The following is a 26,054-nucleotide window of genomic DNA, read 5'->3' as shown; positions in this document are numbered from 1 at the left end:
CCGTCAGAAGGCGCCCGAACCTGGTCTCTCCGAACTGCCCCAGGAACCGAACGGCGTCGGACCGTGGTGGGTGCCTCCCGAGGTGGTGAATCCGTTCCCGGCCTCCGGGTGGTAAAGGTTGACGACCACGGTGTACGGCAGGTTCCCGGGGTCGTCCAGCCGTGCCGGCACCTCGCCGATTTCACCGGGGGAACTGCCGTACCACTCGTACATGTCATCCGCGTCGTTGATCGTGTAGGTGATGCTTCCGACCGGGACCTCCACCGACCAGCCCATCCCGGTGACGGCGTCCAGGACCGCGCGCACCGTGGTCGGGCACGGCATCGGACGTCTGACGGTGGCGGTGTCGTAGGGGTCGCCTGGACGGCGTCGGCGGCATCGCTCTTCCGCCCGAGGGGCTTCAACCGCTGCCGCCTCCCCAACTCGGCGAGGACGTCGACGAGGGCGTGGTGACCCTCAGCACGGTCCGCTCGATCACCCGGGAACCGGAGAAGGAGGCGGACTACGGCCGAGCCCGCGACGCGTGGGCCGAGATGTCGGGCAGGCCGAAGGCCGACGTACTCGGGCAGCTCGGCGGGGTGCCCGCTTGGCTCCAGGGCGACGAGACTCCGTCATGTCCCTCCTGCGATCGCCGGCTGCCCTTGATCGTTCAGCTTGAGGAAGGCCCCCCTCACAGCACGTCGATGAACTTCGGCGGCGGCGGCAGCGCGTACGCCTTCGCCTGCGAGCCCTGCACTCACGCGGTTTTCCTTTGGCAGTGCTGAGCGAGGAGGCCGTCAGAGGAGGTCGCCATAGGGGTTCCGGTGTTGGGTTCCGGTGTTCTGCGTCAGCAAGCCGTAGCGACCGGAAGGACCGGAGCGACTCCCGGGTTTGGCGGAGCTCGGCCGCCGCGTGCTCGCCTCAGGGGCGCCGTCGGGTCACTGCGTGTCGCCGGGTTCCGGCAGCGTCGGGCGTCCTTCCGAGGCCGGCAGCTCCGGCGCGGTGATACCGAGGTCACGGCGCATCGCCGTCTGCATTTCGGTGATCAGGTCCCAGGTGCCCAGTACGTACTCGTAGAGGACCTCCCAGGTGTCCCCGTACTCCGTGTCGCCCGCCGCGAGACCCAGCATCCGCTTTCGGGCGTCGGCCAGAGTCTCACGCACGTGGTTGCAGGCGTCCAGTACCGGATCCGGAACCAGCATCTGGGCCTGCGCGTAGTCGTTCTGGAAGGCGATGCGCGCTTCCTCGGCATGTCCGCCTGCGATTCCGCCGGCTCGGAGGGCCCGAAGGTCTTCCATGAGTCGTATGCGCCAAAGCCGCGTGCTGGAGTTCAGAGCGATGTAGGTGGTCCGCCTCCGCTCGATCTCCGTCCTGCGCTCCTCGTCCTGGCGCGTGATCTCGGCGGCCCGCTGCTGCAGGGTGAACTCCTGCAGCCGGGTCCGTGCACTGACCCATGCGGTCGTGATCGGGGCCAGGAGCGTGCCGGCCACACCCACGACGGCCACGAGCACCGCGACCATCTCTGCCTTCATGCTTCCTCCCCGCGTTGGAAGACGGTCCAGCTGGTGCTGCTGCCGGTACCGGTGCCGTCTACGTACAAGGTGACGCGGTACGCGGGCCGGGAGGGAGTGGCGCGCTCCTCGGTGCCGTTCCCGGCATCCGCGGAGGCCGGGCCGCCGAGCCCGGTCACCCCCAGGGGCGCCGCGAGCGCGAGGGCGACGATCGCGTGCGCGGTCCCCCTCATGCTCTGCCCCGCAATCACGGTGATCGGCCTGTGCACCGCCGACGCTACGGGACCCACCTGACCTTGCCCATAGTTCCCGCACGACTCCAACACGGTCCGCACGGAGGCGACTTCGGAGAGCGAGAAGCCGTGCACTGCCGAGACCTGCGAGGTGGAGGAGGTGGGGTTCGGCTAACGGTGGGGGTTCGGGGAGGGCGTCGTGCCCACGGTGTAGCCGAGGGCACGCAGCGGCTGGCGGACGGCATCGAGGAGCGCGTGCGCCCGGGCCAGGGCCCGGGCTTCCGTGTCGGCGCGTACGAAGACCATGAGCCCCAGGCCGTACGGGGCCGGCCGCACGCGGAGGTGTTCCAGGTGATGGGCCGCCGAGGCGTGGGCCCACAGCAGTTCGTCGAGGATGTGAGCCTCGTTGGCCGTACCGGGGCCGCCGTTCATGCGGAGCAAGGACGCCTGGACCATGCGCATGAGGGGTCCCTTCCGAGGAGCCGACCGATCGGACACGGTGGTTCCAGCGTGCGCGGCCGCGAGGGTGCTCGGAAGTGCGCACGCCTGGCACCAAGCTGACTGGCGCCAAGCTGACTGGCACCAAACGGCCTTGCCTCAGGTGGCCTTGCATGAGGTGGCCTTGCCTCAAGCGGTCCGCAAGCGGTCCGGCACCTTCCGGAAGGCCCGTACCAACCCCGGCCACTTCCGGACGATTACCGGCCGACGGTGCGGACGTTCCTTGTCGCCGTCGCGACCTGCTGGGAGCATCGCGCGCAGCGAGCACGCGGGAGCGGCTGCGCAAGCGTCCATCTGGGGGGTTGGGCACGTGCTGGAGATGCTGGGGCTGGAGCCGCACACCGAGAACGTCTACCGGGAACTCCTCGCCGATCCCACGGGCGGTGTGGCCGAGATCGGGCTGCGCCTCGCACTGCCCGAGGCGACCGTACGGGCCTGCCTGGACCAGCTCGCGGACCTGGCCCTCGTCCGCCCCTCCCGCGACGAACCGGGCGCCCTGCGGGCCGTGAGCCCCGAGCGCGGGCTGGAACTGCTGCTGCGCCGCCAGGAAGAAGATCTCCTGCGCAGACAGCAGGAATTGGAGTCGAGCAAGGCCGCGGCGGCCCGCGCGGTCGCCGAGTACGCCGACCTGCGCCCGGGGACGTCCGACGGTGACGGGACCGAGCGGCTGGTGGGGCTGGACGCGATCCAGGCGAAGCTGGAGGTACTGGCCGAGGAGGTCGGCCGGGAGTGTCTGGCGGTGATGCCCGGCGGGGCGCAGTCGCAGGCGAGCCTGGACGCTTCGCGCCCGCTGGACGAACAGGCGCTGCGGCGCGGCATCTCCATGCTGACGCTCTACCAGGACAGCGCCCGAAACGACCCGGCCACCCACGCGTACGCCCAGTGGATGACCCGGGAGGGCGGGATGGTCCGCACCTGCCCGGTACTGCCCCCGCGGCTCCTCCTCTTCGACCGTGAGACCGCCATCGTCCCCATCGACCCGGCCAACACCCGCCTGGGCGCACTGTGTACGCACGAGCCCGGCATCGTGGCCTCACTGGCGGCGCTGTTCGACCAGACCTGGAGCGCCGCCGTACCGCTCGGCGCGGACCGGCCTCAGGAGTCCGCGACCGGGCTCACCCCGGCGGAGCGGGAGCTCCTGAAACTGCTGGCCTCGGGCATGACGGACGACATGGCGGGCCGGCGCCTGGGCGTTTCGATGCGGACGGTACGGCGGCAGATGGCGGCCCTCATGGAGCGACTGGACGCCAGCAGCCGCTTCGAAGCGGGGCTGAAGGCGGCCCAGCGAGGCTGGCTCTGACGCCACCGCCCGGGCGTCACCAATAGGTCAGGACGCTTGGTGACACACCGGATCCCTTCTCCGGAGCGGGGCGAGTGAGCAGGATTTGGTTCACCGGGAGGGCGGCGGAAACGCGGCGGCCCGGTCCACGAAACCACTGACTCTCGCTGGGGGAACCGCCATGTCCCGGACCAAGTCCCTGCTCGCCACCGCCGTGCTCTCCCTGCTGCTGACCGGCCTCGCCACCACTACGGCGGCAGCGGCGGACGGCACCACCGGCATCGGCTGGGACACGGCCCCGACGGCCTCGGCCGGTGACACCGGAATCGGCTGGGACGTCGCTCCGGCAGCCACCGCAGGTGACTCGGGGATCGGCTGGGACACCGCCCCGACGGCCACCGTCGCCTGACTTGGCTGACCTGCCTGACCCGCTGACCTGACCTGCCTGGCCGAGCTGGGTGCCGTACGCGTCCTGCCACAGGCCGTCGGCACCGTGCACGTCCCCGCGCCCTCGGCCGTAGGCCCGCCGCCGTCCGCCGGCCTCACCCGGCATCGCCTCGCCCGGCCCGCCGAGCCGCGCACCCCCCTCCCGCCATGAGCCCCGTCAAGGAGCACAGCCATGCCTTCTTCCATGCCTTCTTCGCCCTCCACCCCCCGCCGCCGCCGCGCCGCCGTCACCGCTCTCGCCGCCCTGACGCTCACGCCGCTGCTCGGGCTGGCCACCGCCGGCACGGCGCACGCGGACTCCACCGCCGTCGCCTCCATAGCCAAGGCCCAGATGGGCAAGGGCTGCTCCTCCTTCTACGGCTGCCCGCACCCCGGCCAGTGGTGCGCCGACTTCGCCCGCTGGGTCTGGAGTCAGGCCGGGGCCACGCCGATGACCGGCATCGACGGCCGGGCGGTCAGCTTCTACCAGTTCGGCAAGAGCAACGGCACACTCCACTCGACCCCCCAGGTCGGTGACGCCGTCGTCTACGACGCGGACGGCTCCCTCACCGACGGCGAGGCCGATCACGTCAACCTGGTCGTCGAGGTCTCCGCGGACGGAACCCAGATCAAGACGGTCGGCGGGAACGAGAGCAACTCCGTACAGGCCCGGGGCTGGTTCAACTGGCAGACCAACTCCAGCCCCGTCGGCGCCGGCCGCGCCCTCGCCTTCGTCGGACCCAAGGGACTCGGCGCCCCGCCCACCCCCGCACCCACGCAGTCGACGTACCGGGGTGACATACCGATCTCGGGGGACTGGGACGGCCGCGGTCACACTCAGGTGGGTGTGTTCCGCAGCTCCGGCGGTGCGAACCAGTTCGTCCTGCGCCACGACGACGGTTCGATCTCGGCGATCGCGCTCGGAGATCCGGGTGATCAGCCGATCGTCGGGGACTGGGACGGTACGGGTCACACCCAGGTGGGTGTGTTCCGCAGGTCCGGCAGTGGGAACCAGTTCATCCTGCGCCACGACGACGGCTCGATCTCGGTCATCGCGCTCGGAGACGCCGGTGACCAGCCGATCATCGGGGACTGGGAGGGCACCGGCCGCGCCCAGGTGGGCGTGTTCCGCAATACCGGCGGCGCGAACGAGTTCATCATGCGCCATGCCAACGGATCCTTGAGCACCATCCTGCTGGGCGACCGCGGGGACCAGCCGGTCATCGGCCACTGGGACGGAGGCGCCCGAGATCTCCCGGGCATCTTCCGGCGCAGCCCTTCCGGCGGCGCGAACACCATCGCCGTCCTGCACGCCGACGGTGCCGTGACGCACGCGCAGTACGGGATTCCGGGTGATCTGCCCGTCATCGGCGACTGGAGCGGAGCGGGCCGCAGCAGCTACGGCATCTACCGGCCGGACAACGCCACCTTCTCGCTGAGCAACAGCTACGCGGGCGGCTCCGACACCTCCTTCATCTACGGCAACGGCGGCACCTGGTCCTGACCGGCTGCCCTGCCCTGCCGTGCCCTGCAGTGCCCCACCCACATCCCCACCCCGCATCACGAGCCTTGGAGTCCGGTCATGCCTGCTTTCTCCTCTTCCACCGCCACCGCCACCGCCACCGCCCGTTCCCGTTCCCGCTCGCTGCGCCGTCCGCTCGCCGCCCTCGCCCTGGTCCTCACGGCCCCGCTCCTCGGCCTGACCGGCGCGGCCCCGGCAAGCGCCGACGGCGGTCAGGTCGCCACGACGGCTAACGCTCAGGTCGGCAACGGGTGCACCACGTACTACGGCTGCCCCCACCCCGGCGCCTGGTGCGCGGACTTCGCCCGCTGGGTGTGGGGGCAGGGCGGGGCGCAGACGAGCGGCCTGGGCGGGGCGGCGTACTCCTTCGTCACCTACGGCAGGCAACGCGGCACGATTCACAGCACCCCGCAGGTCGGTGACGCCGTCGTCTACGCCACCGCCGCCAACTGGTCCTCGGGCTGGGCCAACCACGTCAACGTCGTCGTCGCGGTCAACGGCGACACGATCACCACGATCGGCGGCAACGAGAGCAACAGTGTGAAGAGAGCCACCTTCAACTGGCGGACGAACGGCAACCCGCTGAACGCCGGCGCGATACGTGCCTTCGTCGGCGCTGCCTGGACCGCCCCGCCCGCGAACACCAATCCGGCTTCCCTCCCGGCGGGCACCCTGATCAAGGGTCCGGGCAGTGCGACCGTCAAGGTGGTCGTCTCGGGGGCCGGCCTGAGCATCACCGGGGACGACGTGACCCGCGACGGGTACGACCTGTCCACCATCGTCCCGGTGACCGACGCCGCCTTCAACGCGCTGCCCGGCGTCCTGCCGAACGGCTCCGTGCTCATCGACCAGTCCGGCACCGACCGCACCGTCTACGCCAGCACGAGCGGGGTGTCCCTGCCCCTGAACGGTGCGGAGTTCAGCGCGTACGGCTACGACACCCGCCCCCTGATGGGCGTACCCACGTCGTACATCGCGGCCACCACCGGCCGCCGGCTGCCGGACCAGAGCCTGGTGAAGGCCCCGGGCGACGCCACGGTGAAGCTCCTCGTCGGCGCGGCGGGCTTCGCCCTGACCATGGACGATGTCAACGCGATGGGCCTCGACCTCGGCCGCACGGTGGAGGTACCGCCCTCCTACTTCACCTCGCTGCCGAGCACCCTGGCCAACGGGACCCTGTTCAAGGAGCCGGGCAACTCCACCGTCAAGGTGGCCGCCGGAGGCGCAGGGGCCGCGCTGACATTGAACGACGTCAACGCCATCGGCTACGACCTGAACCAGACCCGCACCATCCCGTCCCACGCCTTCGCCGCCATCGGCACCACCCCCGCTGACGGGACCCTGCTGCTCGCCCCGGGTGACGCCACCGTCTGGCGGATGACCGGTGGCCGCAAGCACGGCCTCACCGGCGCGGAGTGGAACGCGGGCGGCTACCAGGACGCCGACATCGTGCGCGTCCCCGCCGGCTTCCTGTCCGCTCTCCCCACCACCTGACCTGTCGGGCCTCTGACCGGCCACCAGCACCACCAAGGGCCCTGCCGATCGGCAGGGCCCTTTTCCCCATGTCGTCTCGCCTCGCATCGCCGCGGCGTAGCCGCCCCGCTGCTCTCCGGGTGTCCTTCCTCCCGTCCGGCGCGGCGCCCTCGTGATGTCAGGAGGTGTGCTTCAGGTGGCGGACCAGCCACATCAGCAGGGGGTCCAGGTCGGCGGCGGCCGAGAGGACCCTGTCGGCCGCCTCGGAGGTGTGCAGCCACTCCTCGCAGCCGAGGGGGCGGGCGGCGATCAGGGAACGGTGGCGCAGCAGGTTCGTACGGGAGTGGTCCGTCGGGTAGCCGCGCGGGGGACGTTTCATCACGTCCCCGGAGATGTCGTAGCCCTTCTTCCGCACGTCCTCCACGATGGCGGACAGTTCGCGGCCGCTCCCCTCGGAGGCCACGGCCTTGCGGAACCTGTCCACCTGGCCGGGGTCGGGGTACCACCAGGCGCCCTGGATCCGCAGGCCGTCCAGGGAGAACCGGAGACCGATCTCGATCTTGCGGTCGAGCCGGATCACCGCGCTCTGGTTCTGCCACCACCAGGAGTCGGTGCGGTAGTGCCAGACCGAGAAGTCCTCGTATCGGGAGTCGGCGTCCGCGACCTCGTTGAGCAGGTCGATCATCGGCTGCCGGACCAGTTGTTCGCGGTCAGCGCGACAGCGCTCGCGGGTCTCGTGGGTCGGTTCGCCCTGGAGCTGGCACAACACGTCCATGGCCTGCTCAGGCCATCCTGTGAACTGTCCGCGCATGCGGGCAGATTAGCTCACCGCCCTTGCCCTCCCCCGCTGTGCCGCAGAGCGGGGTGGTTGTGTGCTGCGTGCTGTGTGCTGCGTGCTGTGTGCTGCGTGCTGTGTGCTGCGTGCTGTGGCAAGGCGAGCTTCGGCGGCATTGTCAGTGCCGGGCAGGATGATCGCCTACATGACCGAAAACAACGCCCTGCTTTCCCCTTCCGCCTACACGGAGGCCGTGGCCGCCGCCGTGGCGGCGTCGGCCGCGTACTACGGAGACGGGACCACCCCGCTCGGTGACGACGAGTACGACGGGCTGCTGCGCGCCATCGCTGCCTACGAGGACGCCCACCCGGACGAGGTGCTCGCCCAGTCGCCGACCGGGAAGGTGGCGGGCGGGGCGGTGCAGGGTGACGTGCCGCACTCGGTGCCGATGCTCTCCCTCGACAACGTCTTCGACGCCGACGAGCTCACCGAGTGGGCCGCAGGGCTGGAACGGCGTCTCGGGCACCCTGTGGCCGGATGGTGTGTGGAGCCGAAGCTCGACGGCCTCGCGATCGCCGCCCGGTACCGGGGTGGCAAGCTCGTTCAGGTCCTCACCCGCGGCGACGGCCTGGCCGGCGAGGACATCACCCACGCCGCCGAAGCCGTCCTCGGTCTGCCGCCGCTCCTCACCCGGCCGATCGACGTCGAGCTGCGCGGCGAGGTGCTGCTGACGACCGCGCAGTTCGAGGAGGCCAACCGGATCCGGCTCGCCCACGAGGCCACGCCCTTCGCGCACCCGCGCAGCGGAGCGGCCGGCACCCTGCGGGCCAAGGACCGCCCCTACCGGATCGAGTTGACCTTCTTCGCCTACAGCGCGATCGGCCTGGACGACCTCGGCCACCTCGCCCTGCTGGAAAACCTGGCCGCGCTCGGCGCGAACACGGCCGCCGGCACGGCCGCCGCCCCGATGCGCTGCGAAACCGTGGAGCAGGTCCAGGAACGCATCGACGTGATCGCCGGCCTGCGCGCGGACCTGCCGTTCGGGATCGACGGCGTCGTCGTCAAGGCCGACACGGCCGAGGACCAGCGTCAAGCGGGCAACGGCTCGCGCGCCCCGAGGTGGGCGGTGGCCCGGAAACTGGCGGCCGAACACAAGGTGACGCGCCTGCTGGCGGTGGAGTGGAACGTCGGCCGGACCGGGATCATCGCCCCGCGCGCCGTCCTGGAGCCCGTGGTGATCGACGGGGTGACGGTCACCTACGCCACGCTCCACAATCCGTCCGACATCACCCGTCGCGGGCTCATGATCGGTGACCAGGTGTTCGTCTACCGGGCCGGCGACGTGATCCCCCGGGTCGAGGCACCGCTGGTCGACCAGCGCACCGGCGCAGAGAGCCCGATCGTCTTCCCCGAGGTATGCCCCCGCTGTGGCGACGCGATCGACACCTCCGAGCAGCGGTGGCGGTGCGTGCGCGGCCGCAGCTGTCAGGCCGTGGCCTCGGTGATCTACGCGGCCGGCCGCGACCAGCTCGACATCGAGGGTCTCGGCGGCACGCGCGCGATCCAGCTGGTGGAGGCCGGTCTGGTCAAGGACGTCGCCGATCTGTTCACGCTGACCCGCGAGCAGCTCCTCGGTCTGGAGCGGATGGGCGAGACCAGCGCCGCCAACCTCCTGGCCGCGATCGAGACCGCCCGCGGGGCCGTGTTGAGCCGCGTGTTCTGCGCCCTCGGTGTCCGCGGCACCGGGCGTACGATGTCCCGCCGGATCGCCGCGCACTTCGGGTCGATGGCCGCGATCCGGGCTGCCGACGCGGACGTGCTGGCCGGGGTCGCCGGCATCGGCACCGAGAAGGCCCGCGTCATCGCGGCCGAACTCGTCGAACTCGCCCCGCTCCTCGACAAGCTCCAGGCTCAGCAGGTCGGCACGCAGGTCACCGAGCCGCAGCAGCCCGCAACCGGCGCGGACGACGGCACGGACGACGCCCAGGACTCGGCGGGCGGCCCCCTGGCAGGCCAGGCCGTCGTGGTAACCGGCTCCATGACCGGCCCCCTTGCGGTGCTGTCCCGGAACGAGATGAACGAACTGATCGAGCGGGCCGGCGGAAAGGCATCGTCGTCGGTGTCCAAGCGAACCACGCTCCTGGTGGCGGGCGAGAAGGCCGGCTCCAAGCGCACCAAGGCGGAAGAACTCGGCATCCGCATCCTCGACCCCGAGGAATTCGCCGCCCTCGTCACCGACCTCCTCCCCACCTAGCCATCGCCGCCCCCAGCCCTCAGCCCGGGCCGGGCCTTCTCCAGGGCGCCGATCCTCTCGACCGACCGGCAGGCCACCACGGCCGGGTCTTTACCCGGTCGGCCGTGAGCAGCACCAGCTTCGCCAGGCAGGTGTTCGACCCCGAAGCTCGCGCGGCCCTGGTCACTGGAGTGGCTCACGGCAGCCTCCGTATCTTGGTGCCATGACGGACGGTGAAGAGGCGAGGCACTACGTGAACCGCTGGGGTGACACATCAGCTCCTGCCCCGGAGCGGCGGGGGCTTCGCCGGGAGGCGTGCTGGTGCTTCGACCAGTCCAGGACGCCGCTCGCCGCCGGCCGCTCCCCGGAGATGTGAGCGAGCACGGCGGCACCGCGATCAACATCGGCATGCCACGCATGGCCCCAGGTCAACCCACCCAGAAGGGGGGAAGGACTTCGCTGCGACAATCACAAAATGACCAGCAACGACATCCGGTTCGACTGCCGGCACCGTAGCGACGGCGGCCCGCTCGTGATCGTCCCCCGCATCGACGGAGCACTACTCACCGAGCTGATCGACGGGTTCGAGATCGCGGCCGGGATGCAGCCCGCCGGCGATGCCTACGGCGGTCTGATCCCGGAGTTCTTCCGGTTCGGCCCGATGCAGGACCACTTCATCGGACGGTCCACCAACGCGATGGGGCCGAAGACACCCGTTCTCGGTTGTGAATGCGGGGAGTGGGGATGCTGGCCGCTCATGGCGCGCATCACCGTGACGACCGACCTCGTGACCTGGGACGCCTTCGAGCAACCGCACCGCGCTACCCGCGACTATGCGGCATTCGGTCCGTTCCAGTTCGACCGTCACCCATACGATGACGCCTTGCGGGCCCTGAGCGAGGTGATCGGCTCCGGCGTCGACGACGCGCGCGTTTGAGCGCTGCCAAGCACGGCCTGCCGGGCTAAGGACGGGGAAGCAGTTCATGGAAAGGTTCGAGGCAGAGAGCATGGCGCTCATGCCTGGCCAGAAAGTGCGGGCCCGGGTCCTCAGCCATCACCCATGGGGTGTGCTCGTTGAGATCGCTGGTTACGAGAACGCCAATCTGTCGGCCTCCATCGACATGATCGAGCAGTTCTCCCGGACCACGAGCAGCCATGACGAGCTACTCGCGCTCTTTCCGCCGATCGGTTCACACATCGATGCAGTGATCGAGCAAATCCGGCGCTGGGATCCGCCGGTATCAGTGCGGCTCTCCATCCGACCTGCAGACTTGGAGTCGCTGACCTGGAGCTGCGACTTCTGTGGTGAACCGGTCACGTTGAGCCCAGGCGGAGACGCCCTCGTCCTGGACTCGCGCAGCATCGACGGTCCGGGAGGCCACACCGTCATCTCCCACCGGCACTGCCTGGCCGAGCGAATCCACCCCGAGAGCCGCGGAGAGCGGGCGCGAGCATTGAAGGTCGGGAAGATGTACTGACGTCGTGAGCCCGCCTACCGGCATGACGAAGAGGTGGGCCACCAGATCGGCGGTCATGCCCACTCGATACAGAACCCGGTGGAGATCGAGATCGCGGAAGCGGTCACGGACGGGGATGTGTCGTGGGGCGACCCGGCCCTCGACAAGGAGATCGGCAGTTGGGTGCTGCTCGCCCAGTTCGACAGCGATGACGCTGCCGACATGGTGTGGGGCGATGGCGGCGTTCTGTACTGGCTCATCCGCCCCCAGGACCTGGCTGAGTACCGCTTCGACCGGGCGGTGTTCACCTGGCAGTGCAGCTGATCAGCGCCGATCCACTCTGGTGTCGGCGTAGAGGCGGAAGAGGACCGGGTGGGCTGCGCCGCCTTCCCGTTCGTGCAGGGCCGCCCAGCACCGGGCGACGAGCTCCCGTGCCTGGGTGCCGGGCCACGGCTGGGGCAGGAGCTGGGGCGGCAGCAGCGGGTCGGGCTCCATGGCGCGGGTGAGTTCGGCGGCGAGCTCGACCGCGATGGTGAGCAGTGCGGATGGGGAGAGTCCGGCAGGGCCGGTGAGGCGGGCGAGGCGGGGTTGGGTGATACGGGTGAGGCGGTGGTAGCGGTCGGCGATCTCCTGCAGGGGCCACAGGCGGCGGGTGAGTTCGACCGGGTCTCGAGTGTCGCCCTTGCGCAGGTCGGTCGTGGTGAGAAGGGTGAGCGCACCATGGGCGCCGAGGCGGTGGGCCGCTTCTTCGACGTACGGTTCCCAGGCGTTGGCGCAGACGTACAGTCCGCCCTGGAGCGGGGCGCCGCCCAGGTGGACGAGCGTCTCGCGCAGGGCGTCCCGGGACGTGCGCGCCGATTCGGGCACCGCGAAGGCGGCCAGGTGCCAGACGCCGTCCCAGGGAGCGAGCCCGGCGTCCTGCTGGAACGCGTGCCGTAGGAAGTCGGCGTTGGGAGCCAGGGCGCGCGTGGTGTCCGCGGTCGCGTGCAGCTGTGCCTTGCGGCCACGGCCCTCGTGGGTGAACCGACCTTCGGTCACGAGGCGTTTGACGCACAGCCGTACCTGCTGGTCGCTCATGCCCAGGGTGTTGGCGACGGTGTAGAGCTCGTCCGCGCCGACGGTGCCGTCCTCGCGGATCAGCGCGTGGACGAGCATGCGGGTGGGGACCTCGACGTGGTCCGTGTGGTCCGTGTGGTCCGCTTCGGAGCTCACAGTTCTTCCGCCTCTCGCGTGCCAACGGCGCGACGCATGGTGGTCACCGCGGCGAATCCCAGTAGCCCGCGCAGGTAGGGCGTGTGCTCGGTCCGCACGGCCGTGAAGCCGCGCCGCTCGTACAGAGCCCTGGCGCGCGGATTGGTGTCGATCACATCCAGTCTGATCTCCCGGCAGTGCTGCTCCGCCGCGAGGGCGGCCACTTCCTCGATGAGCAGGCTCCCGACACCGCGCCCTCGCATGCCCGGGGCCACGGCGATGCCGTCCATGACGAGCTGTCCGGGGGCCGGGTGGCGTTCGAACAGGGCGAGGAGCAAGAGTCTGGGCAGCCCCCGCAGGTGTCCGTACGCGCGCAGTACGGCGGAGGCCGATCCCCCGGTGAGGGCACGGCCGCCGAGCTGGTAGCCGGCGAGGCCTACGAGCTGCCCGTCGAGGAGCGCGCACACCGCGCGATCGGCGTTCAGGTGGGCGGCGATGAAGGGCACCGCCTTGTCCGGCGGGTTCAGCGCGGGGCCGAGCTTGCGGCCGAAGGCGTCCCAGTACATCTCGGCCGCCCGCCGCTCGGCGCCGGCCGGAAGACCCCGCCGGACCGTCACCACCGGTCCAGTACCGCTGTCCGTCGTGTCCATTCCCGGTCCCATGCCGTGCCCTCTTCTCCCCCGCTGCAACCCGGAACACAAAACTATCATTCTTCCGACGGTCGTGCCCGTAGTGATAGTTTTAGGTGGACTCACCCGAACAGAGGCGGTCAGATCCCATGCATCCGAAGATCCAGCCACCCCGACGGCGCGGGCTCCGCATAGTCATGTGGTCACTCGTCACGGCCCTGGTCGTGGCCGCCGGCCTCGTCGGCGTGGTGTTGTGGCAGCACTCCTACGCGATGGACGAGCAGCGGGTATCGATCCGCCAGGGCGGCCACACCCTCAACGGCGTACTGGCCACTCCCAAGGAGGGCCGCAAACGCCACGGCCTGGTCGTGTACGTCCACGGCGACGGCCCCGTGGACGCCACCCATGACGACGGGTACAAGCCCCTGTGGGAAGCGAACGCCAAGGCCGGGTACGCCTCCCTGTCCTGGGACAAGCCCGGCGTCGCGGGCGCGCCGGGGAACTGGCTCGGCCAGTCCATGGACGACCGGGCCGACGAGACGGCCGCCGCCATCGCCTGGGCGCGCGCCCGCCCGGACATCGACGGCGACCGGATCGGACTCTGGGGCGTCAGCCAGGCGGGCTGGGTCCTGCCGAAGGTCGCCGCCAAGACGCCCGTGAGCTTCGTCATCGCCGTCTCGCCCGCGATCAACTGGCTCCAGCAGGGCCGCTACAACCTCCTCGCCGAGCTGCGCGCCGACGGCGCGTCAGCGGCCCGTACCAACGAGGCGATCGCCAGGAGCGACACGACCCGACGGCTGCTGGAGCGCCGTGCGACCTTCGAGGAGTACGTCAAGGCCATGGGTGGCGACGCGGACGGCATGACCGCCGACCGCTGGGGCTTCATCTCCAAGAACCACACCTCGGACGCCACGCAGGACCTTCGCGCCCTGCGCGGCGTACCGGTGCTGCTGGCCCTCGCAGGTCATGACATCAACGTGGACACCGCCGACACGGAGCGCATCTACCGCGAGGTGCTGGACGCAGGCGGTGCATTGACGGCCGAGCAGTACCCGGACGCGACCCATTCACTGCTCAAGCAGTCCATCGAGCAGTCGGACCTCAAGATCACGCTCACTGCGATCTTCTCGCCCCGCTCGCTCTTCGCGGACGGATTCCTGGAGGGCCAACGACAGTTCCTCGAGGATCTCGACCGAGGCGGCAACGCCACTCCGTGACGGTCCTGCAAGATCGGCTAGGCGCGTGGTGCACGTCTCGGTGGGTCAGCGGGCGAGGGAGACGGCGAAGGGCTTGAAGCCGTGTCGGCGCAGGATGTGGGGCACGACCAGGATCATGGCCTCAGTGGCGCGGGCCGTGGTGATGTCGCCGAGGTCCTCGATCCGTTCGGGCTGCCAGCCCAGGTCGCCGAGCAGGCCCGTGACGGTCTTCTTCGCCTGTTCGTCGTCGCCCGAGAGATAGGCGGTCGGTGGGGTGGTCAGGGTTTCGGGGGCGGTCATGACCATGAACAGCATGGTGTTGAGGGTCTTGACCACGTGGGTGTCGGGGAGCGCGGCCTGGAGTTTCTCGGCGAGGCTGCTGCCGGGGTAACACAGGTCGCCGGGCAGGCCGTCAGCGGTGTCGCGGGTGGCGTTGGAGACGTCGATGAGGATCTTGCCGGCGAGTTCGGTGCGCAGGTCGGTGAGGCGGTCCAGGGAGCTGTCGCCGGGCGTCGCGTTGATCACGATGTTCGCGGTGCGGGCGGTGGTGCGCTGGTCGACGAAGGCGACGTGCGGGGCGAGCCCGATGGTGCGGGTGGCGGCTTCTTCGGGGTTCTGGCTGCCGAGGGTGACGTGGTGTCCGGCTGCGGAGAGCTTGCCGGCGAGGTTGGTGCCGACGCGGCCGGCGCCCAGGATGCCGATGCTGGTCATGCGGTGATGCTCCTTGCGGTATCGGGTGTGGAGAGCGGGGGGGGAGCGGGAGAGCGGGGACTGCCGGTCAGGCGATCGGCGCAAGGACCTTGAGGGCGGCGGTGTGAAGGCCGGGGGCGGCGGCCAGGAAGTCGCGGCTGGCGGTGTTCCAGGGTTCGCCCGCCAGGTCGGTGACGGTGCCTCCGGCTTCGGAGACCAGCAGGGCGCCGGCGACCAGGCCTGAGCGGACGTCGGAGAACTGCCAGAACGCGTCCATGCGTCCGGCGGCGACGTGGATGAGCTGCAGGGTGGCGGGTACGGACACGCGTACGACCAGGCCGTTGATGAGCATGGCGGTGACGGAGTCGCCGATCCGCCGGAAGGTGCGCTCGTCTTCGCCGGGCTTGGCCTGGCCGGTGCCGATGAGTGCGGCGCCGAGGTCGGTCTTGGCGGATACCTTCAGGGGCCTGTCGTTCAGGCGAGCACCGCCGCCGGCGACCGCGGTGTAGGTGTCGCCGGTCAGCGGCAGGTGGACGACGGTGAGTACCGGCTGGTTGTCTCGGACGAGGGTGGCGGTGACGGCCCAGTCGTCCAGGCCGTGGACGTGGTTGATGTTGCCCTCGGCGGGGTCGACAACCCACCATTCGCCGGGCGGGAGCGCACCGCCGGCCAGCTCGTCCTCGGCCCACTGCGACCCCGGCCGGGCCCGCAGCAGGGGTTCCCGCAGCACGTCCAGCACCGCGTCGTCGTTGGCGTGGATCTCGCCGACGACCTCGTCCAGACTCACGCCCCGGGGGTGCGAGGTGTAGCGGTCGCGCAGTGTGACGCCGGCGGTCCTCACCGCGGCGGTCACGTCGGACAGGAGCGTCGTACCGGCGGCGAAGGGCATGGCTGTGCTCATGGTGGGCTCCCTGGAATCGGTCTGAGCGGGGCGGTTGTCTCGCCCCCGCACTTCGAAGGTAGGCCGCCCGATCATTAACAACAAGTGCATGCTTTGCACTTGTAGAGTTACTGCCATGCAACTGGATTTGAACCTCCTCACGGCCCTCGACGCCCTGCTGGAAGAGGGAAGCGTCGCCGGCGCGGCGGCACGCCTCCACGTCACGTCACCGGCGATGAGCCGCTCCCTGGGCCGTATCCGCAAAGCCACCGGCGACGAGATTCTGGTCCGTACCGGCCGCAGCATGGTCCCCACCACCCGCGCGCTGGCCATGCGCGCCGAGGTCCACGCCCTGGTGCAGCAGGCCCACCGGCTCCTGTCGGAGCAGCAGGAACTCGACCTGGCGGCTCTGGACCGGGTCTTCACCGTGCGCTGGCACGACGCCCTGACCGCCGCATGCGGCACCGCATTGACCAAGGCCGTCCACCATCAGGCCCCCGGCGTCCGGCTGCGCCTGTCCGCCGAACCCGGGACTGACGACGCCGAGCTGCGCCGTGGCGAGGTCGACCTCGAATCGAGCTCCAGCGCTCCGACGCTCCCCGACATCCGCCACCGCCTCGTCGGCAGGGACCGGCTGGTCGTCGCCGTCCGTCCGGGCCACCCGCTCACCGAAGGCCCGCTGAGCCTGGAGCGTTACGCGGCCGCCGAACACCTCACCGTTTCGCGGCGCGGAAGCCTGCGCGACCCGATCGACGACGCCCTGACCGCACGCGGCCTCGACCGACGCGTCGTCGCCGCCGGGCCCACCGCCGCCCTCGCACTGCAACTCGCCCTCGACACCGACCTGGTCGTCACCCTCCCCGACGCGGTCACCCGCACGGCCCGGGAGCAACTCGGCCTGACCACACTGCCGCCGCCGCTGCCACTGCCCGACGTACCCCTGCACCTGCTGTGGCACCAGCGCTACGACAACGACCGCGCCCACACCTGGCTGCGAGACCTCGCCACCGAAACCGTCCGGGCACTCTTCACACCACCGACGGGCTCCCAACAGCCCCTCACCGACCGGAGCGGTGACTGACGATCACACCCGGTACACCCGGCGGGAAGGCCTGCGGCAGCTGACGCCCGTTCGCATGAACGTCACCTATGCGTGCGAGCATGCGAGTCCCAATCTCGCGTCAAAACGACGTCGCTACTCAGGTTCTGGCTCAGCTTGTGTGACCAGTGCACTGTGAGTAATCGCTAGCCGAGTGCATGAAGAATCAACTGCACCTCTTGGCGCCATTCAGTCGCGTCTCTGTTGTCCACCCAGCCCTTGGCCGGCTCGGACCCGTCTCCAGGGACGCGATGTAGTGCTTCGCGACCCAGAGCATTGAGGAGGCCGGCAGCTGAGGAAGTGGCTCGTCAGGCATGTCCCCGGGGCAGATCACTACCTTACTGCCCGGGGTCTGAGCAGCGACCAGCGGAGCGGCGGCAACTTGGACATGAGCCGCCCAAGGCCACGTCCCACACCTCCGGGGAGGGACCCGTCCCAGCCGCGTGCGCCATTGCCGGCAGCGTGATCGCGGTGTCGGTGAAGAGTAAGATTTAGGTAGGGCCCGGCAACTACGGCTTCAGCCTAGGCGTCTGGCGATATCGAACGTCGCGTCCATTGCAGATCGATCTGAGCACGGACGCAAGACGTATATAGGTATATCCACCAGCGGATTCGTCATGGCCATGACCACGCGGCGACAGGTTTCCCACTTCATTGGCGCGTCCTGTATGGCTGCGGCCCTCGCAGTGTCGACGGGCGTGACCGGCGCTTTGGCGGAGCCCCAAGCCCTTTCAGGTGCTGCAGCATCCATCCAGGACGATCCGCCGCCCCCGATGGACGAGGACGATCCGCCTCCCCCCGTGGAAGAGGACGATCCACCTCCCCCCGTGGACCAGGATGATCCACCTCCCCCGATAGACCCGCCACCGCCGACAAATCCACCCCCACCTCCGGCCACGGTCGACCCACCGCCAACGGACCAGCACGATCCACCACCGGTGGACCCGCCACCGCCACCGCTCGACCCGCCGCCACCACCAGCGGACCAGCACGATCCACCACGCCCAGTGGCCCCGCCCCCACCACCAGTGGACGAGCACGATCCACCAGTGCCCGCAAACCCGCCCCCGCGGCCTCCGACAAACCCGCCACCACCACCGGTGGACCAGCACGACCCACCACCCCCAGTGAAGCCGCCGCCACCAGTGGACGAGCACGATCCACCAGTGCCGGAAAACCCGCCGCCGCGGCCTCCGACCAACCCGCCCCCACCACCGATTACTCCGCCACCACCGCCGGTGGACCAGGACGATCCGCCTCCCTCTGTGGGTCCCTCCCCACCAGCGGCCGACACGCCGAAGCAACCGAACAGCCAGTCATGTTCGGCACCTCTCCTGATGGGCCTGCGCGGTTCCGGCGAAAGCGCCACCCCGACCGCGGGACCCGCCGAGACCACCATCGAGCACCAGAACCTCGGCCCGGAAATAGGCGCCGTCTACGACAACTTGAAGCCCGACGGTGTCCAGGTGTCCGGGATCCCCTACACGGCAGCACCGGTACCCGAGCTTCAAGGTGACATCGCCCTGCAACTCACCAGAGACATCGTGAAAAAGGCGGCGCCGCTGTCAAAGGCAGGTCAAGCCGAGTTCGTAGCGAAACTCGTGAAGGACGGTTTGCCTACCCCCGCCAGTGTGAGAGAAGGTGCCACGAATCTGAAGAAGGAGATCCTCGACCGGGTCAGCCACTGCCCCCACGGGAAGATTCTCCTGGCCGGCTACTCACAAGGAGCTTGGGTCATCCGTGTCACCCTTGACGAACTCAAGCACAGCCCAGGCGTGGATTGGCCTGCAGTCAGCGCCAACATCAAAGGCATCGGACTCCTGGCAGACCCGTACAACGCGATCTACCACCCGAGCCTGCCTGAGGACCTCAAGGCCAAGAGCAATGGGGTGTGTGCCGCAGAAGACCCCGTCTGCAACAACCCGTTCACCAGCCCCCACCTTGACCGCTGCTTCCCTCACCTCACCGGCCTCTGTCCGCACATTCGATACACAACGGATCGGGGCCCGACGGACAAGGGAGTACCTGGGACCGGGAATGAAATGACCGGGGTCGAGAATGTCGCCTTCCACCTGCGGCTGAGCCTCGTGCAGCTTCCGCCCGGCCCGGTTCCCGTTCCATCGGTCAGGCCAGATGTGCGCTGACAGTCAGTCGTGACGGGCGAGCTTGATTGCGGAGACCAGAAGGATCAGCGCCAGCCGACCCCAGTGTGAATGCCCCTGCGCCCACGGGGTGGATCCACCACCAGGACCGTCCGGCGGCCGGAGCGAGAGTGCTGTCTTAGACGTCGGCGTCGGCGTCGGCATTCGCCGGCACCCTCGACAGCTTGTCCGGCCTGCCTCATGTCTCAGCTGGACTCGCTGATAGAACCCTGCCATGACCTACCGATTCACCGCCCGGGCCGCCAGAACAGAGATAGACCCTGACGGCTACTTCACCGAAGCCGCCCTCTCCGAGGGCGAGGACGGAAGCGGTTTCATCCTGATGTTCATGGCGGGAGAGGAAGACCCTGACGACCAAGAGGTCGCTCTGGGGATGGACACGCACTGCCTGGTCACAGCCGGACAGGGAACCGCGTATGGATGTGTGCGCGAAGCCGTTCTGACGGGCCATGTCCTCCGCGTCTCCCTCAACCCTGAAGCACTGGCAGATCTACGGTTGAGCGACAGCGAGGTCGAAGCCGTCATAGAGGCGCCGGCCGAGGACATCGCACTCTTCCGCGAAGTCCTCGCCCAGGTCCTCGCCTATGGACGTGCCGATGCCAGACCCGCCCGTGTAGCCGTTTGACCCGATCTGCCGGATCAGCGGTCTGCCGTCATCGGACCCGCCGATGAACCCGAGTCGCGGTCCTCGTCATCGTCAACCCGGCCGAACAACGCCCCGTGCCCGCGGCGGAGGCTTCCTCGCCGAAGGCACGGGGCGTGGCAGCCGCTCCGACGGCCAGAGGTCAGTAGGTTCCCGTGCGACCCGACCAGTAGTACGGAGACCGGTCGAAGTCACCCCACGCGTAGCTCGTGACGTTGTGATCGCCGAGCATCCGCGTGTAGCAGGACGTGCTGCCCAAGGGCACGGTGCAGGTGTAGGACCCACCGTCGCTGTTGCGGATCACCTTTGCGTGCCCCGGCGAGTTGTCACCCGGGTACTCGTACTTCGCCTGCGAAATCCGTGCCCAGATGGCCTCGCACGAGACGCTGTAACGGAGTTCCAGGACCGCCGGCCCGATCGCGGCCGAGGCAACGGTAACGGTAACGGCATCCCCCTGGCAGTACGCGGCGGGGTCAAGCCCGCTGCAGCCGTTGTTCCAACAACCCCCGGCAGGGGCCGCCTGAGCCGCGGTGGGCAACAGCGCGCCTGCCGATCCGAGAAAGAGGCAGCGGCAGCGGCAGCGGTGACTACTGAGGTTTTCTGCTCGGCGTCGGGCAGTGACGGTTCATGGTCCCTTCGGTATGACGGTGGGGTGAGATATCCGGAGGGTTGGGGGCTGACCTCTGAGATTCGGGCATTTCGTGAGGGGATCCGGCTTCAGTCCGTCAAGAGGTTCGCGGCGGGTGAGAAGACCGCGGTAATCGAGCCCGCTGTCGATCCCCTGCCGGCCAGCCTGTCACCGGGCACTGGCAAGCGGTCCGGACCTGCCCTCGGACCGGACCGCTCGCACCGGGTGCTACTCCTCGCTAGGCCTCCTGGCCCGCTGAGTGGAAGTTGATGCGTTCCTTGATGACGGGGAAGCCGGCCTTGGTGAAGTTCGCGGCCATGGGGAAGTTACCCTGGTCGGTCGATCCGGTGACGACCTCCGCGCCCTGCTCCACGAGGAGGTGGGTGCACTCCGCGAGGAGGTCGTAGGCGTAGCCGTGACCGCGCTGCTCCGGCAGGACTCCGATGAAGCCGATGGTCGGGCCGGAGGGGTTGTGGGCCGGTATGTGGATGCCGGCCAGGTCGCCCTCGGGCGTGTGCGCGATCTGCCACCACTCCCGTGGGGAGGGGCACCAGTGGAGGAAGTCGAGTTCCTCCTGGGCGGCCTGGTCGAGACCGCCCTCGTCGATGGCCCTGAGCGCGTGGGCGTCCAGGGTGACGGAATGGATGCGGCGAAACGCGTCGAAGAACACGGCGTCGTCGGGTTCGGCGCTGAAGCGCAGGCGTCCGGGCCGCTCGGGCAGACCTTGCTCCGGGGTCCAGCGGTACAGGAAGCGTTCCACCAGGAGTTCGTACCCAGCGGCTCGTGCGGCGGCGAAGCGCGTCTCGGCGCCGGCCCGCAGTTCGGGGTCGTCCCGCCAGCCGCTGGGCACGTTGATCTCGAGTTCGACCTGCCAGGGAGCGGAGCGCAGGAGTTCGGCTCCGGCCTCCTCCTCCCCCTCGGCCACGTCGAACCAGTTGATGTTGACGGGCTCCGAGTCGTCGGGGCCGCCCCACCACGCGCCGCGTGCAACGACTTCGCCATCGCGCAGGGCGACGCGCTTCCAGTGGGGGCGGAACCGAGTACGCCGATGACCCTCACGGGCGCCCAGGGGGTCGGGAAGTGCGTCAAAGAGATGTGCGTCGCTCGCGGAGAGCGCACGGATGACCAGATCGGTCATGGATTCCTCCGGGATACAGGCTGCTTGGAGCGCCCCCGGTCAGAACTGAGAAACCACGCCGGGATGCTGGAAGAGGGAGCGCTGGAAAGGTGTGAACCACACGGCACTCGCCTCCTTCCGTTCATCTCAGGGCGTGGAGCCACACGGTACGTGATCTTCCGCGGGTCCGTCCACGGATTTCTGCTGTCCTTGGAAGGAAGGGTTTCGCGGGAAGAGGCAAGGCGCTCTCAATGGCCCACGGGGCCTTACTACTGAGGTTCTCAGGGTGGGGTCAGCGGGTTGATGGCCAGGCCGGTGGAGGTGAGGCAGCCGTCGATCAGGCGAGGCCGAAGCCGAATCTTGCGTAACTCGCGTCGCAGTACTCGGTCGAGGTCGTCGGGTGCGTCGAAGGCGGTGTTGGCCATCGCTCGGCGTACCAGTGACCAGAAGGTCTCGACGGGGTTCAGGTCAGGGGCGTAGGGCGGGAGGCGGACGGTGGTGAGCCAGTCATGCTCGGCCTCATAGCGTTTCAGCCCGGCTGCGAGGTGGGTGTTGAGGTTGTCCCAGACCACCACGATCGGTCCTCCGAGCTGGATGTGCGCCCGCACCAGGAGGTCGCGGTAGTCCTTCCAGGAGAAGCTTTTGCGTGCGCCCTTGAAGAGGAGATGGGCGCGGGGCCGGTAGATGAGACGGGCCGGTTCGCCGGGTTTGTAGCAGCACAGTGCGGCGACCGAGGTCCTGCGGCGGGAGCGGCCGCGGACGCGGGTGACGGGGGTGTGTCCGCGCCGGCCCCAGGTGCGGGCGCGGGGCGGCGTCATGGAGAATCCGGCCTCGTCCTCGAAGACGATCCAGCCCCCGTGGGCCGCCGCGACGCTTTACCCGCGGCCACACCTCCTTCTTCCACAGCTCGACGAAGTCCTCGTCGCGTTCGAGTGCTCTGCGGGCGGGCGCCTGCCAGGACCAGCCGTGCCGTTTCAGCAGCCGCCAGACCGTCGCCACCGACAGCGTCAAACACAAACGGCGGCGGATCACCGCCTGGACGCGGACCAGGGTCCACCGCTCATCCTTGAAACCGTGTGCTTACGGGCCCTTGCCGAACTCGTCCTCGAGAACGGCGAACTGGGCGTCGGTCACGGTCGGGCAGTTCGCCGGCCCACTCGAGCGAAGGGCCTCGATACCGCCCTCGCGCCAGGCACGGCGCCACTCACCCGCAGATCCTTCGCGATCACCACGGTCTTCTCACCCACCACGAACCGCACACCGGCATCGAGCCGGATCCCCTCACGAAACGCCCGACGCTCAGCAGTCAGGCCCCCACCCTCCGGATAACGCATACCACCGGCATACCGCAGGGATCATGACCCGTCACCACCCGACGACAACCCGAAAACCTCAGTAATCGGATGCGTGCGGACATGGTGGCGTTCCTCCTGATGAGTGGATGCGGGGCCGCGAGCGGTACGACGGATTTCCGTACGGTCGTTCGCGGTAGCGCGAAAGTGCACGGATTCCCGGCCCCCTGGGTGACGGCGGCAGTACCGGTCACTCCGCTTGCCAGGAGCGTTGTCGCCGCGACCATCTGGCCTGACACTTGCGTACGTACACGTGCACCAAGTCTCCTCGGTGCACGGGTACGCAATGACAGTGCGTCAATCTTTCCTTCTTCCAGGCCAGTTGGTGCGCAACCTGTCGTGGCCCAACGACGCTAACTCCGCTGCCCGGAGGCATGCGATCCCTGGAAGTGGGGGTTTCGCCGGTCGATGTGATGCGGTAACAGACGCGGGTGACCCCATCGACCCAGCCCCACCGAACGGCATCGAGCTGCGCCGGGCCCAGGCGAGGATCGCAAGGCTCTGCCGCGAGTTACCGGACCCGATGACGCTCTTTGCCCGAGTGAGCGACATCATTCCCGCGGTGGTCGGAGCGGACTGTGTGTGTGGGCTGACACTCGACCCGGCCACGCTTCTGCACACCGGCGGGTTTCACCACAGGGGCGTACCGCATTCCCACCTGCCTCGACTGCTGGAGATCGAGTACGGCGAAGAGGACGTCAACCAGTTCCCCGGGCTGGTGAAATCGGGCAGGACCGCGGCCGGCCTGTGGCAGGCCACCCGGCAGCGACCGCACAACAGCTCCCGCTACCGCGACGTCTACCGCCGGCCGGGATGGGTGATGAGATGCGTGTGCTTCTGCGCAGCGGCAGCCGTACGGTGTGGGGTGCGCTGGTTCTGCACCGCGGCGGCGACCGGGCGCCGTTCAGCGACGGCGAGATCGCCACGGTGTCGATGCTCGCACCGTCCATCACCGAGGCACTGCGCGGCGCGTACCTGCGCCACGACGCCGTCGCCGCGGACTCCGAGCTCCCGGCCGCGCCGGGCCTGTTGATGTTTCACCCCGGCGGCGAGCTCGACAGGGTCACCCCGGCGGGGCACGCATGGCTGGAGCAGTTGGTCAGAGCCCCTGCCGAGTCGACCTCGTCGCTTCCGCAGCCCGTCCTCCACGCGCACGGCAGGGCCCGCACGACGGGCGAGGCCTCCCTGCGCATGCGCAGCCGGAGCGGCCGGTGGCTGTCCGTCACCGCCGTACGAATGGACGCGGACGGCGGTGTCGCCGTCATGATCCAGCCCAGCAGCCCCGAGCACATCGTCGGAATCATGATGGATGTGTACGGCCTCACCCTGCGAGAACGGCAGATCGCCCAGCTGGTCACCTACGGAATGTCCGACACCGACATAACCAAACGGCTCGGGATATCCCCGCACACCGTCAGGGACCACCTCAAGAAGATATTCGACAAGACCGGGACGAACAGCCGCGGGAGGCTTCTCCAGCTCCTCTACTTCAACCACTACCAGCCGGACATCGAAACGGGTCGCACCATGGGAACGCACGGGTGGTTCACCGCGACCGACCGCGCGCCGGCGCAGAGGAGCCCTGGGGCCACCGATCGATGGTGAAGGGGCTGGGCAGCCTTTGCCCCGGACCAAGCGGACCTCTCGCTGTACTCTCGGTGGCGCCCGGCTGCCGAACCCGGTGCCCGTCAGCTTTGCCGATTGCTGTCCTCGTTGCTCGATCCCCGTCGCTGGCACCAGCGCATCCACGCATAGCCGGCCGCGGCCACGGCAGCACCACCGATGAGCTCGGACGGCAGGTTCGTCAGTAGGCCCTCGATGACGAGGCCGAGTATCTGGTCCATGCCTGGCGCTCCTTGAGTGACGGATGTTCGAGCGTTGGAGTCACAAAGGTGCAGTCGGCCTCAGCCGGGTCGGACGATCTGCGGGCGGTCCAGGACGTTTCCGGATGCACTCCTCCCGCATCCGAACGGGATGGCATGCTGCTGGACGGTTCTGAACAGTTCCGAACGGTCGGGGGAGTTCTGGTGGGCAAGCCGGGGGTATTCAAGAGGCCGCAGCTGGAAGACGGGCCGTTGAAGGACCTGAACGATGCCCTCCACACGCTCCACCTGTGGGCGGGGCGGCCGTCTCTGAGCGAGATGTACACAGCCCTCAGCGATGAGGCGAAGAAGAAGATTTCCCGCAGCACCTTGCACGCCGCTTTGGCCGGCCCTGCCTTGCCCAGGCGGGACACGATCGACGCCCTGGTCGAGATACTCGGAACTCGAGCACGCAGCACGACGCCGGAAGACCAGCTTCTGCGGTTCGACACGCTGTGGCAGAGGGCCGCACTGACTGACGTGACGGAGGAATCCCTCCTCAACCTGCCTTTGCCGCTGGGCGCGGCGGGCGACGTGCCTTTTGACCTGATCTCGCTGGTCAGGCAGCAGTTGGACGGCCAGCCGGAGGACAGCGACCGGGTGTTTGCCTTGCTTCTGCTCGCCGCCCTGAAACCCGGCGAGACCAGTGAGCGGCATGACAGGACCACGGACCTCTTCAGATTCCTGGTAGCCGAAAAGTTCGGCCAGCTGCGGCAGCCGCCACCGCCCCTTGCCGCCATCGGAGGTGCTGATGACGATGTCATCGATGCGGAGATCATCGACTGAGGCCGTTCCGGGTAGGGCAGAGGACTGCCCTACCCCCACCCCTTGATCGGGTGAGGTTTCCGGGCTGTCCCGGGGTGGGGCGAGCGAGGTGCAGAGGCGGTCAGTCCCACCAGCCGTCGCCTGTTTGCCAGCGCTGCACCCACGCCAGGAAGCCGAAGGCTTCCGGCCCTGGCCAGCCTGGCGTGAGCCGGCCCAGGGGCAGCAGGCCACCGTCCTCCGGCGGTCCGATCGAGGATCCGTTGGCGATCTCCGCGACGAAGGTCCGGCACGGCTCCGGAAGCACAGCCCCGTGCTCGGCTTCCCACGCCGAGACCGCCTCGTGTCCGAGAGCCGGCTCCCGCCACTCCGGCTCGAACGCCGAGCGCAGGAGCTCCAGGACGGCCTCATCAGGGCACTGATCAGGTGATCCGATTGCCATGGGCGACATGCTCGC

Annotated in this window: 28 protein-coding genes and 2 pseudogenes; 16 read left to right on the top strand and 14 right to left on the bottom strand. The window is 69.1% G+C overall.

Annotated elements, in window-relative coordinates; translation table 11 throughout:
• Positions 1–3: 3 nt before the first annotated feature.
• Positions 4–324, bottom strand: a complete 321-nt coding sequence (locus OG247_RS41580) for a hypothetical protein (protein ID WP_327257150.1) — start codon at positions 322–324, stop codon at positions 4–6.
• 125 nt (positions 325–449) lie between these two features.
• Between OG247_RS41580 and OG247_RS41575 the strand changes: the two genes are divergently transcribed.
• The gene (locus OG247_RS41575) at positions 450–764 is read left to right on the top strand and encodes a hypothetical protein (protein WP_327257149.1); all 315 of its coding nucleotides are present in this window, start codon (positions 450–452) and stop codon (positions 762–764) included.
• 153 nt (positions 765–917) lie between these two features.
• Here the strand turns inward: OG247_RS41575 and OG247_RS41570 are convergent, their stop codons facing one another.
• The 3 genes from OG247_RS41570 to OG247_RS41560 form a co-directional block, all read right to left on the bottom strand.
• On the bottom strand, positions 918–1,511 hold the full coding sequence (locus tag OG247_RS41570) for a hypothetical protein (protein ID WP_327257148.1): 594 nt from the start codon (positions 1,509–1,511) through the stop codon (positions 918–920).
• Complete coding sequence (locus OG247_RS41565; RefSeq protein ID WP_327257147.1) at positions 1,508–1,723, bottom strand: hypothetical protein; 216 nt, start codon at positions 1,721–1,723, stop codon at positions 1,508–1,510. Before OG247_RS41565 ends, OG247_RS41570 begins: the two co-directional genes overlap by 4 nt.
• 171 nt (positions 1,724–1,894) lie before the next feature.
• Positions 1,895–2,185 (bottom strand): hypothetical protein, encoded by a 291-nt coding sequence (locus OG247_RS41560; protein ID WP_327257146.1) that lies wholly within the window; start codon positions 2,183–2,185, stop codon positions 1,895–1,897.
• A gap of 346 nt (positions 2,186–2,531) precedes the next feature.
• Here OG247_RS41560 and OG247_RS41555 point away from each other — a divergent pair, with 346 nt between their 5' ends.
• The 4 genes from OG247_RS41555 to OG247_RS41540 all read left to right on the top strand — a co-directional run bounded on the left by OG247_RS41555 (position 2,532) and on the right by OG247_RS41540 (position 6,942).
• Entirely contained in the window at positions 2,532–3,521 is a 990-nt protein-coding gene (locus OG247_RS41555) for a helix-turn-helix transcriptional regulator (protein ID WP_327257145.1), read from the top strand.
• A 160-nt stretch (positions 3,522–3,681) separates the two neighbouring features.
• Entirely contained in the window at positions 3,682–3,909 is a 228-nt protein-coding gene (locus tag OG247_RS41550; RefSeq protein WP_327257144.1) for a hypothetical protein, read from the top strand.
• A 210-nt stretch (positions 3,910–4,119) separates the two neighbouring features.
• Positions 4,120–5,430 (top strand): CHAP domain-containing protein, encoded by a 1,311-nt coding sequence (locus OG247_RS41545; RefSeq protein ID WP_327257143.1) that lies wholly within the window; start codon positions 4,120–4,122, stop codon positions 5,428–5,430.
• Between the two features lie 78 nt (positions 5,431–5,508).
• On the top strand, positions 5,509–6,942 hold the full coding sequence (locus tag OG247_RS41540; protein WP_327257142.1) for a CHAP domain-containing protein: 1,434 nt from the start codon (positions 5,509–5,511) through the stop codon (positions 6,940–6,942).
• Between the two features lie 157 nt (positions 6,943–7,099).
• On the opposite strand, the gene OG247_RS41535 is transcribed toward OG247_RS41540, so the two are convergent.
• Positions 7,100–7,732 carry a DUF2461 family protein gene (locus OG247_RS41535; protein WP_327257141.1) on the bottom strand — a complete coding sequence of 211 codons (633 nt, stop codon included), beginning with the start codon at positions 7,730–7,732 and terminating at the stop codon, positions 7,100–7,102.
• A 169-nt stretch (positions 7,733–7,901) separates the two neighbouring features.
• Here OG247_RS41535 and ligA point away from each other — a divergent pair, with 169 nt between their 5' ends.
• From ligA to OG247_RS41515, 4 genes are all read left to right on the top strand, one after another.
• A complete protein-coding gene (ligA, locus tag OG247_RS41530) occupies positions 7,902–9,950 on the top strand; it encodes an NAD-dependent DNA ligase LigA (protein WP_327257140.1) in 2,049 nt (682 codons plus the stop codon).
• A gap of 454 nt (positions 9,951–10,404) precedes the next feature.
• The gene (locus tag OG247_RS41525; protein WP_327257139.1) at positions 10,405–10,866 is read left to right on the top strand and encodes a hypothetical protein; all 462 of its coding nucleotides are present in this window, start codon (positions 10,405–10,407) and stop codon (positions 10,864–10,866) included.
• Positions 10,867–10,912: 46 nt separating this feature from the next.
• Positions 10,913–11,407 (top strand): hypothetical protein, encoded by a 495-nt coding sequence (locus OG247_RS41520; protein ID WP_327257138.1) that lies wholly within the window; start codon positions 10,913–10,915, stop codon positions 11,405–11,407.
• 33 nt (positions 11,408–11,440) lie between these two features.
• Positions 11,441–11,710 carry a DUF1963 domain-containing protein gene (locus OG247_RS41515; protein WP_442813547.1) on the top strand — a complete coding sequence of 90 codons (270 nt, stop codon included), beginning with the start codon at positions 11,441–11,443 and terminating at the stop codon, positions 11,708–11,710.
• On the opposite strand, the gene OG247_RS41510 is transcribed toward OG247_RS41515, so the two are convergent.
• Positions 11,711–12,541 (bottom strand): PaaX family transcriptional regulator C-terminal domain-containing protein, encoded by an 831-nt coding sequence (locus OG247_RS41510; RefSeq protein ID WP_327257814.1) that lies wholly within the window; start codon positions 12,539–12,541, stop codon positions 11,711–11,713. It lies immediately after the preceding gene.
• Between the two features lie 53 nt (positions 12,542–12,594).
• Positions 12,595–13,227, bottom strand: a complete 633-nt coding sequence (locus OG247_RS41505; protein ID WP_327257136.1) for a GNAT family N-acetyltransferase — start codon at positions 13,225–13,227, stop codon at positions 12,595–12,597.
• Between the two features lie 176 nt (positions 13,228–13,403).
• Between OG247_RS41505 and OG247_RS41500 the strand changes: the two genes are divergently transcribed.
• Positions 13,404–14,423 carry an alpha/beta hydrolase family protein gene (locus OG247_RS41500; protein WP_327257135.1) on the top strand — a complete coding sequence of 340 codons (1,020 nt, stop codon included), beginning with the start codon at positions 13,404–13,406 and terminating at the stop codon, positions 14,421–14,423.
• Between the two features lie 45 nt (positions 14,424–14,468).
• On the opposite strand, the gene OG247_RS41495 is transcribed toward OG247_RS41500, so the two are convergent.
• Together OG247_RS41495 and OG247_RS41490 are read right to left on the bottom strand one after the other, a co-directional pair.
• The gene (locus tag OG247_RS41495) at positions 14,469–15,113 is read right to left on the bottom strand and encodes an NADPH-dependent F420 reductase (protein WP_327257134.1); all 645 of its coding nucleotides are present in this window, start codon (positions 15,111–15,113) and stop codon (positions 14,469–14,471) included.
• A 67-nt stretch (positions 15,114–15,180) separates the two neighbouring features.
• Positions 15,181–15,993: an inositol monophosphatase family protein gene (locus OG247_RS41490; protein WP_327257133.1), complete on the bottom strand. Its 813-nt coding sequence runs from the start codon at positions 15,991–15,993 to the stop codon at positions 15,181–15,183.
• 115 nt (positions 15,994–16,108) lie between these two features.
• Here OG247_RS41490 and OG247_RS41485 point away from each other — a divergent pair, with 115 nt between their 5' ends.
• From OG247_RS41485 to OG247_RS41475, 3 genes are all read left to right on the top strand, one after another.
• Positions 16,109–17,053 (top strand): LysR family transcriptional regulator, encoded by a 945-nt coding sequence (locus OG247_RS41485; RefSeq protein ID WP_327257132.1) that lies wholly within the window; start codon positions 16,109–16,111, stop codon positions 17,051–17,053.
• A gap of 1,355 nt (positions 17,054–18,408) precedes the next feature.
• Positions 18,409–19,215 carry a cutinase family protein gene (locus OG247_RS41480; protein ID WP_327257131.1) on the top strand — a complete coding sequence of 269 codons (807 nt, stop codon included), beginning with the start codon at positions 18,409–18,411 and terminating at the stop codon, positions 19,213–19,215.
• Between the two features lie 232 nt (positions 19,216–19,447).
• Positions 19,448–19,858 (top strand): Imm10 family immunity protein, encoded by a 411-nt coding sequence (locus OG247_RS41475; RefSeq protein ID WP_327257130.1) that lies wholly within the window; start codon positions 19,448–19,450, stop codon positions 19,856–19,858.
• Positions 19,859–20,018: 160 nt separating this feature from the next.
• Here OG247_RS41475 and OG247_RS41470 read toward each other — a convergent pair whose 3' ends face one another.
• Complete coding sequence (locus OG247_RS41470; RefSeq protein WP_327257129.1) at positions 20,019–20,414, bottom strand: DUF2690 domain-containing protein; 396 nt, start codon at positions 20,412–20,414, stop codon at positions 20,019–20,021.
• Positions 20,415–20,528: 114 nt separating this feature from the next.
• Between OG247_RS41470 and OG247_RS45010 the strand changes: the two are divergent.
• Positions 20,529–20,639 (top strand): annotated as a pseudogene (locus OG247_RS45010) (IS630 family transposase); the annotation flags it as partial.
• Between the two features lie 103 nt (positions 20,640–20,742).
• Here the strand turns inward: OG247_RS45010 and OG247_RS41465 are convergent.
• Together OG247_RS41465 and OG247_RS45005 are read right to left on the bottom strand one after the other, a co-directional pair.
• Positions 20,743–21,642, bottom strand: a complete 900-nt coding sequence (locus OG247_RS41465; RefSeq protein ID WP_327257128.1) for a GNAT family N-acetyltransferase — start codon at positions 21,640–21,642, stop codon at positions 20,743–20,745.
• Between the two features lie 260 nt (positions 21,643–21,902).
• Positions 21,903–22,955 (bottom strand): annotated as a pseudogene (locus OG247_RS45005) (IS630 family transposase).
• 843 nt (positions 22,956–23,798) lie between these two features.
• On the opposite strand from OG247_RS45005, the gene OG247_RS41450 reads away from it, so the two are divergent.
• Positions 23,799–24,578, top strand: coding sequence for a helix-turn-helix transcriptional regulator (locus OG247_RS41450; RefSeq protein ID WP_327257126.1), 780 nt, complete (start codon positions 23,799–23,801; stop codon positions 24,576–24,578).
• Positions 24,579–24,661: 83 nt separating this feature from the next.
• On the opposite strand, the gene OG247_RS41445 is transcribed toward OG247_RS41450, so the two are convergent.
• Positions 24,662–24,817, bottom strand: coding sequence for a hypothetical protein (locus OG247_RS41445; RefSeq protein WP_327257125.1), 156 nt, complete (start codon positions 24,815–24,817; stop codon positions 24,662–24,664).
• Positions 24,818–24,952: 135 nt separating this feature from the next.
• Between OG247_RS41445 and OG247_RS41440 the strand changes: the two genes are divergently transcribed.
• Positions 24,953–25,621 carry a hypothetical protein gene (locus OG247_RS41440; protein ID WP_327257124.1) on the top strand — a complete coding sequence of 223 codons (669 nt, stop codon included), beginning with the start codon at positions 24,953–24,955 and terminating at the stop codon, positions 25,619–25,621.
• Positions 25,622–25,721: 100 nt separating this feature from the next.
• Here the strand turns inward: OG247_RS41440 and OG247_RS41435 are convergent, their stop codons facing one another.
• Positions 25,722–26,039: a hypothetical protein gene (locus OG247_RS41435; protein WP_442813545.1), complete on the bottom strand. Its 318-nt coding sequence runs from the start codon at positions 26,037–26,039 to the stop codon at positions 25,722–25,724.
• Positions 26,040–26,054: the final 15 nt, after the last annotated feature.

Source organism: Streptomyces sp. NBC_01244 (assembly GCF_035987325.1).
In the GTDB taxonomy this organism is placed as follows: Bacteria; Actinomycetota; Actinomycetes; order Streptomycetales; family Streptomycetaceae; genus Streptomyces.
The sequence above is the reverse complement of the archived record's forward strand: the minus strand, read 5'-3'. Positions and strand labels throughout refer to the sequence as shown.

What these genes read in the sequence shown, in the direction of transcription:
- OG247_RS41525 (WP_327257139.1), top strand. Translation starts at nt 10,405, where the DNA reads ATGACCAGCAACGACATCCGGTTCGACTGCCGGCACCGTAGCGACGGC.
- OG247_RS41495 (WP_327257134.1), bottom strand. Translation starts at nt 15,113, where the DNA reads ATGACCAGCATCGGCATCCTGGGCGCCGGCCGCGTCGGCACCAACCTC.
- OG247_RS41560 (WP_327257146.1), bottom strand. Translation starts at nt 2,185, where the DNA reads ATGCGCATGGTCCAGGCGTCCTTGCTCCGCATGAACGGCGGCCCCGGT.
- OG247_RS41540 (WP_327257142.1), top strand. Translation starts at nt 5,509, where the DNA reads ATGCCTGCTTTCTCCTCTTCCACCGCCACCGCCACCGCCACCGCCCGT.
- OG247_RS41450 (WP_327257126.1), top strand. Translation starts at nt 23,799, where the DNA reads ATGCGTGTGCTTCTGCGCAGCGGCAGCCGTACGGTGTGGGGTGCGCTG.
- OG247_RS41475 (WP_327257130.1), top strand. Translation starts at nt 19,448, where the DNA reads ATGACCTACCGATTCACCGCCCGGGCCGCCAGAACAGAGATAGACCCT.
- OG247_RS41445 (WP_327257125.1), bottom strand. Translation starts at nt 24,817, where the DNA reads ATGGACCAGATACTCGGCCTCGTCATCGAGGGCCTACTGACGAACCTG.
- OG247_RS41435 (WP_442813545.1), bottom strand. Translation starts at nt 26,039, where the DNA reads ATGGCAATCGGATCACCTGATCAGTGCCCTGATGAGGCCGTCCTGGAG.
- OG247_RS41520 (WP_327257138.1), top strand. Translation starts at nt 10,913, where the DNA reads ATGGAAAGGTTCGAGGCAGAGAGCATGGCGCTCATGCCTGGCCAGAAA.
- OG247_RS41440 (WP_327257124.1), top strand. Translation starts at nt 24,953, where the DNA reads ATGCTGCTGGACGGTTCTGAACAGTTCCGAACGGTCGGGGGAGTTCTG.
- OG247_RS41535 (WP_327257141.1), bottom strand. Translation starts at nt 7,732, where the DNA reads ATGCGCGGACAGTTCACAGGATGGCCTGAGCAGGCCATGGACGTGTTG.
- OG247_RS41485 (WP_327257132.1), top strand. Translation starts at nt 16,109, where the DNA reads ATGCAACTGGATTTGAACCTCCTCACGGCCCTCGACGCCCTGCTGGAA.
- OG247_RS41510 (WP_327257814.1), bottom strand. Translation starts at nt 12,541, where the DNA reads ATGCTCGTCCACGCGCTGATCCGCGAGGACGGCACCGTCGGCGCGGAC.
- OG247_RS41570 (WP_327257148.1), bottom strand. Translation starts at nt 1,511, where the DNA reads ATGAAGGCAGAGATGGTCGCGGTGCTCGTGGCCGTCGTGGGTGTGGCC.
- OG247_RS41490 (WP_327257133.1), bottom strand. Translation starts at nt 15,993, where the DNA reads ATGAGCACAGCCATGCCCTTCGCCGCCGGTACGACGCTCCTGTCCGAC.
- OG247_RS41480 (WP_327257131.1), top strand. Translation starts at nt 18,409, where the DNA reads ATGGGCCTGCGCGGTTCCGGCGAAAGCGCCACCCCGACCGCGGGACCC.
- OG247_RS41465 (WP_327257128.1), bottom strand. Translation starts at nt 21,642, where the DNA reads ATGACCGATCTGGTCATCCGTGCGCTCTCCGCGAGCGACGCACATCTC.
- OG247_RS41580 (WP_327257150.1), bottom strand. Translation starts at nt 324, where the DNA reads ATGCCGTGCCCGACCACGGTGCGCGCGGTCCTGGACGCCGTCACCGGG.
- OG247_RS41550 (WP_327257144.1), top strand. Translation starts at nt 3,682, where the DNA reads ATGTCCCGGACCAAGTCCCTGCTCGCCACCGCCGTGCTCTCCCTGCTG.
- OG247_RS41565 (WP_327257147.1), bottom strand. Translation starts at nt 1,723, where the DNA reads ATGAGGGGGACCGCGCACGCGATCGTCGCCCTCGCGCTCGCGGCGCCC.
- OG247_RS41500 (WP_327257135.1), top strand. Translation starts at nt 13,404, where the DNA reads ATGTGGTCACTCGTCACGGCCCTGGTCGTGGCCGCCGGCCTCGTCGGC.
- ligA (WP_327257140.1), top strand. Translation starts at nt 7,902, where the DNA reads ATGACCGAAAACAACGCCCTGCTTTCCCCTTCCGCCTACACGGAGGCC.
- OG247_RS41545 (WP_327257143.1), top strand. Translation starts at nt 4,120, where the DNA reads ATGCCTTCTTCCATGCCTTCTTCGCCCTCCACCCCCCGCCGCCGCCGC.
- OG247_RS41505 (WP_327257136.1), bottom strand. Translation starts at nt 13,227, where the DNA reads ATGGACACGACGGACAGCGGTACTGGACCGGTGGTGACGGTCCGGCGG.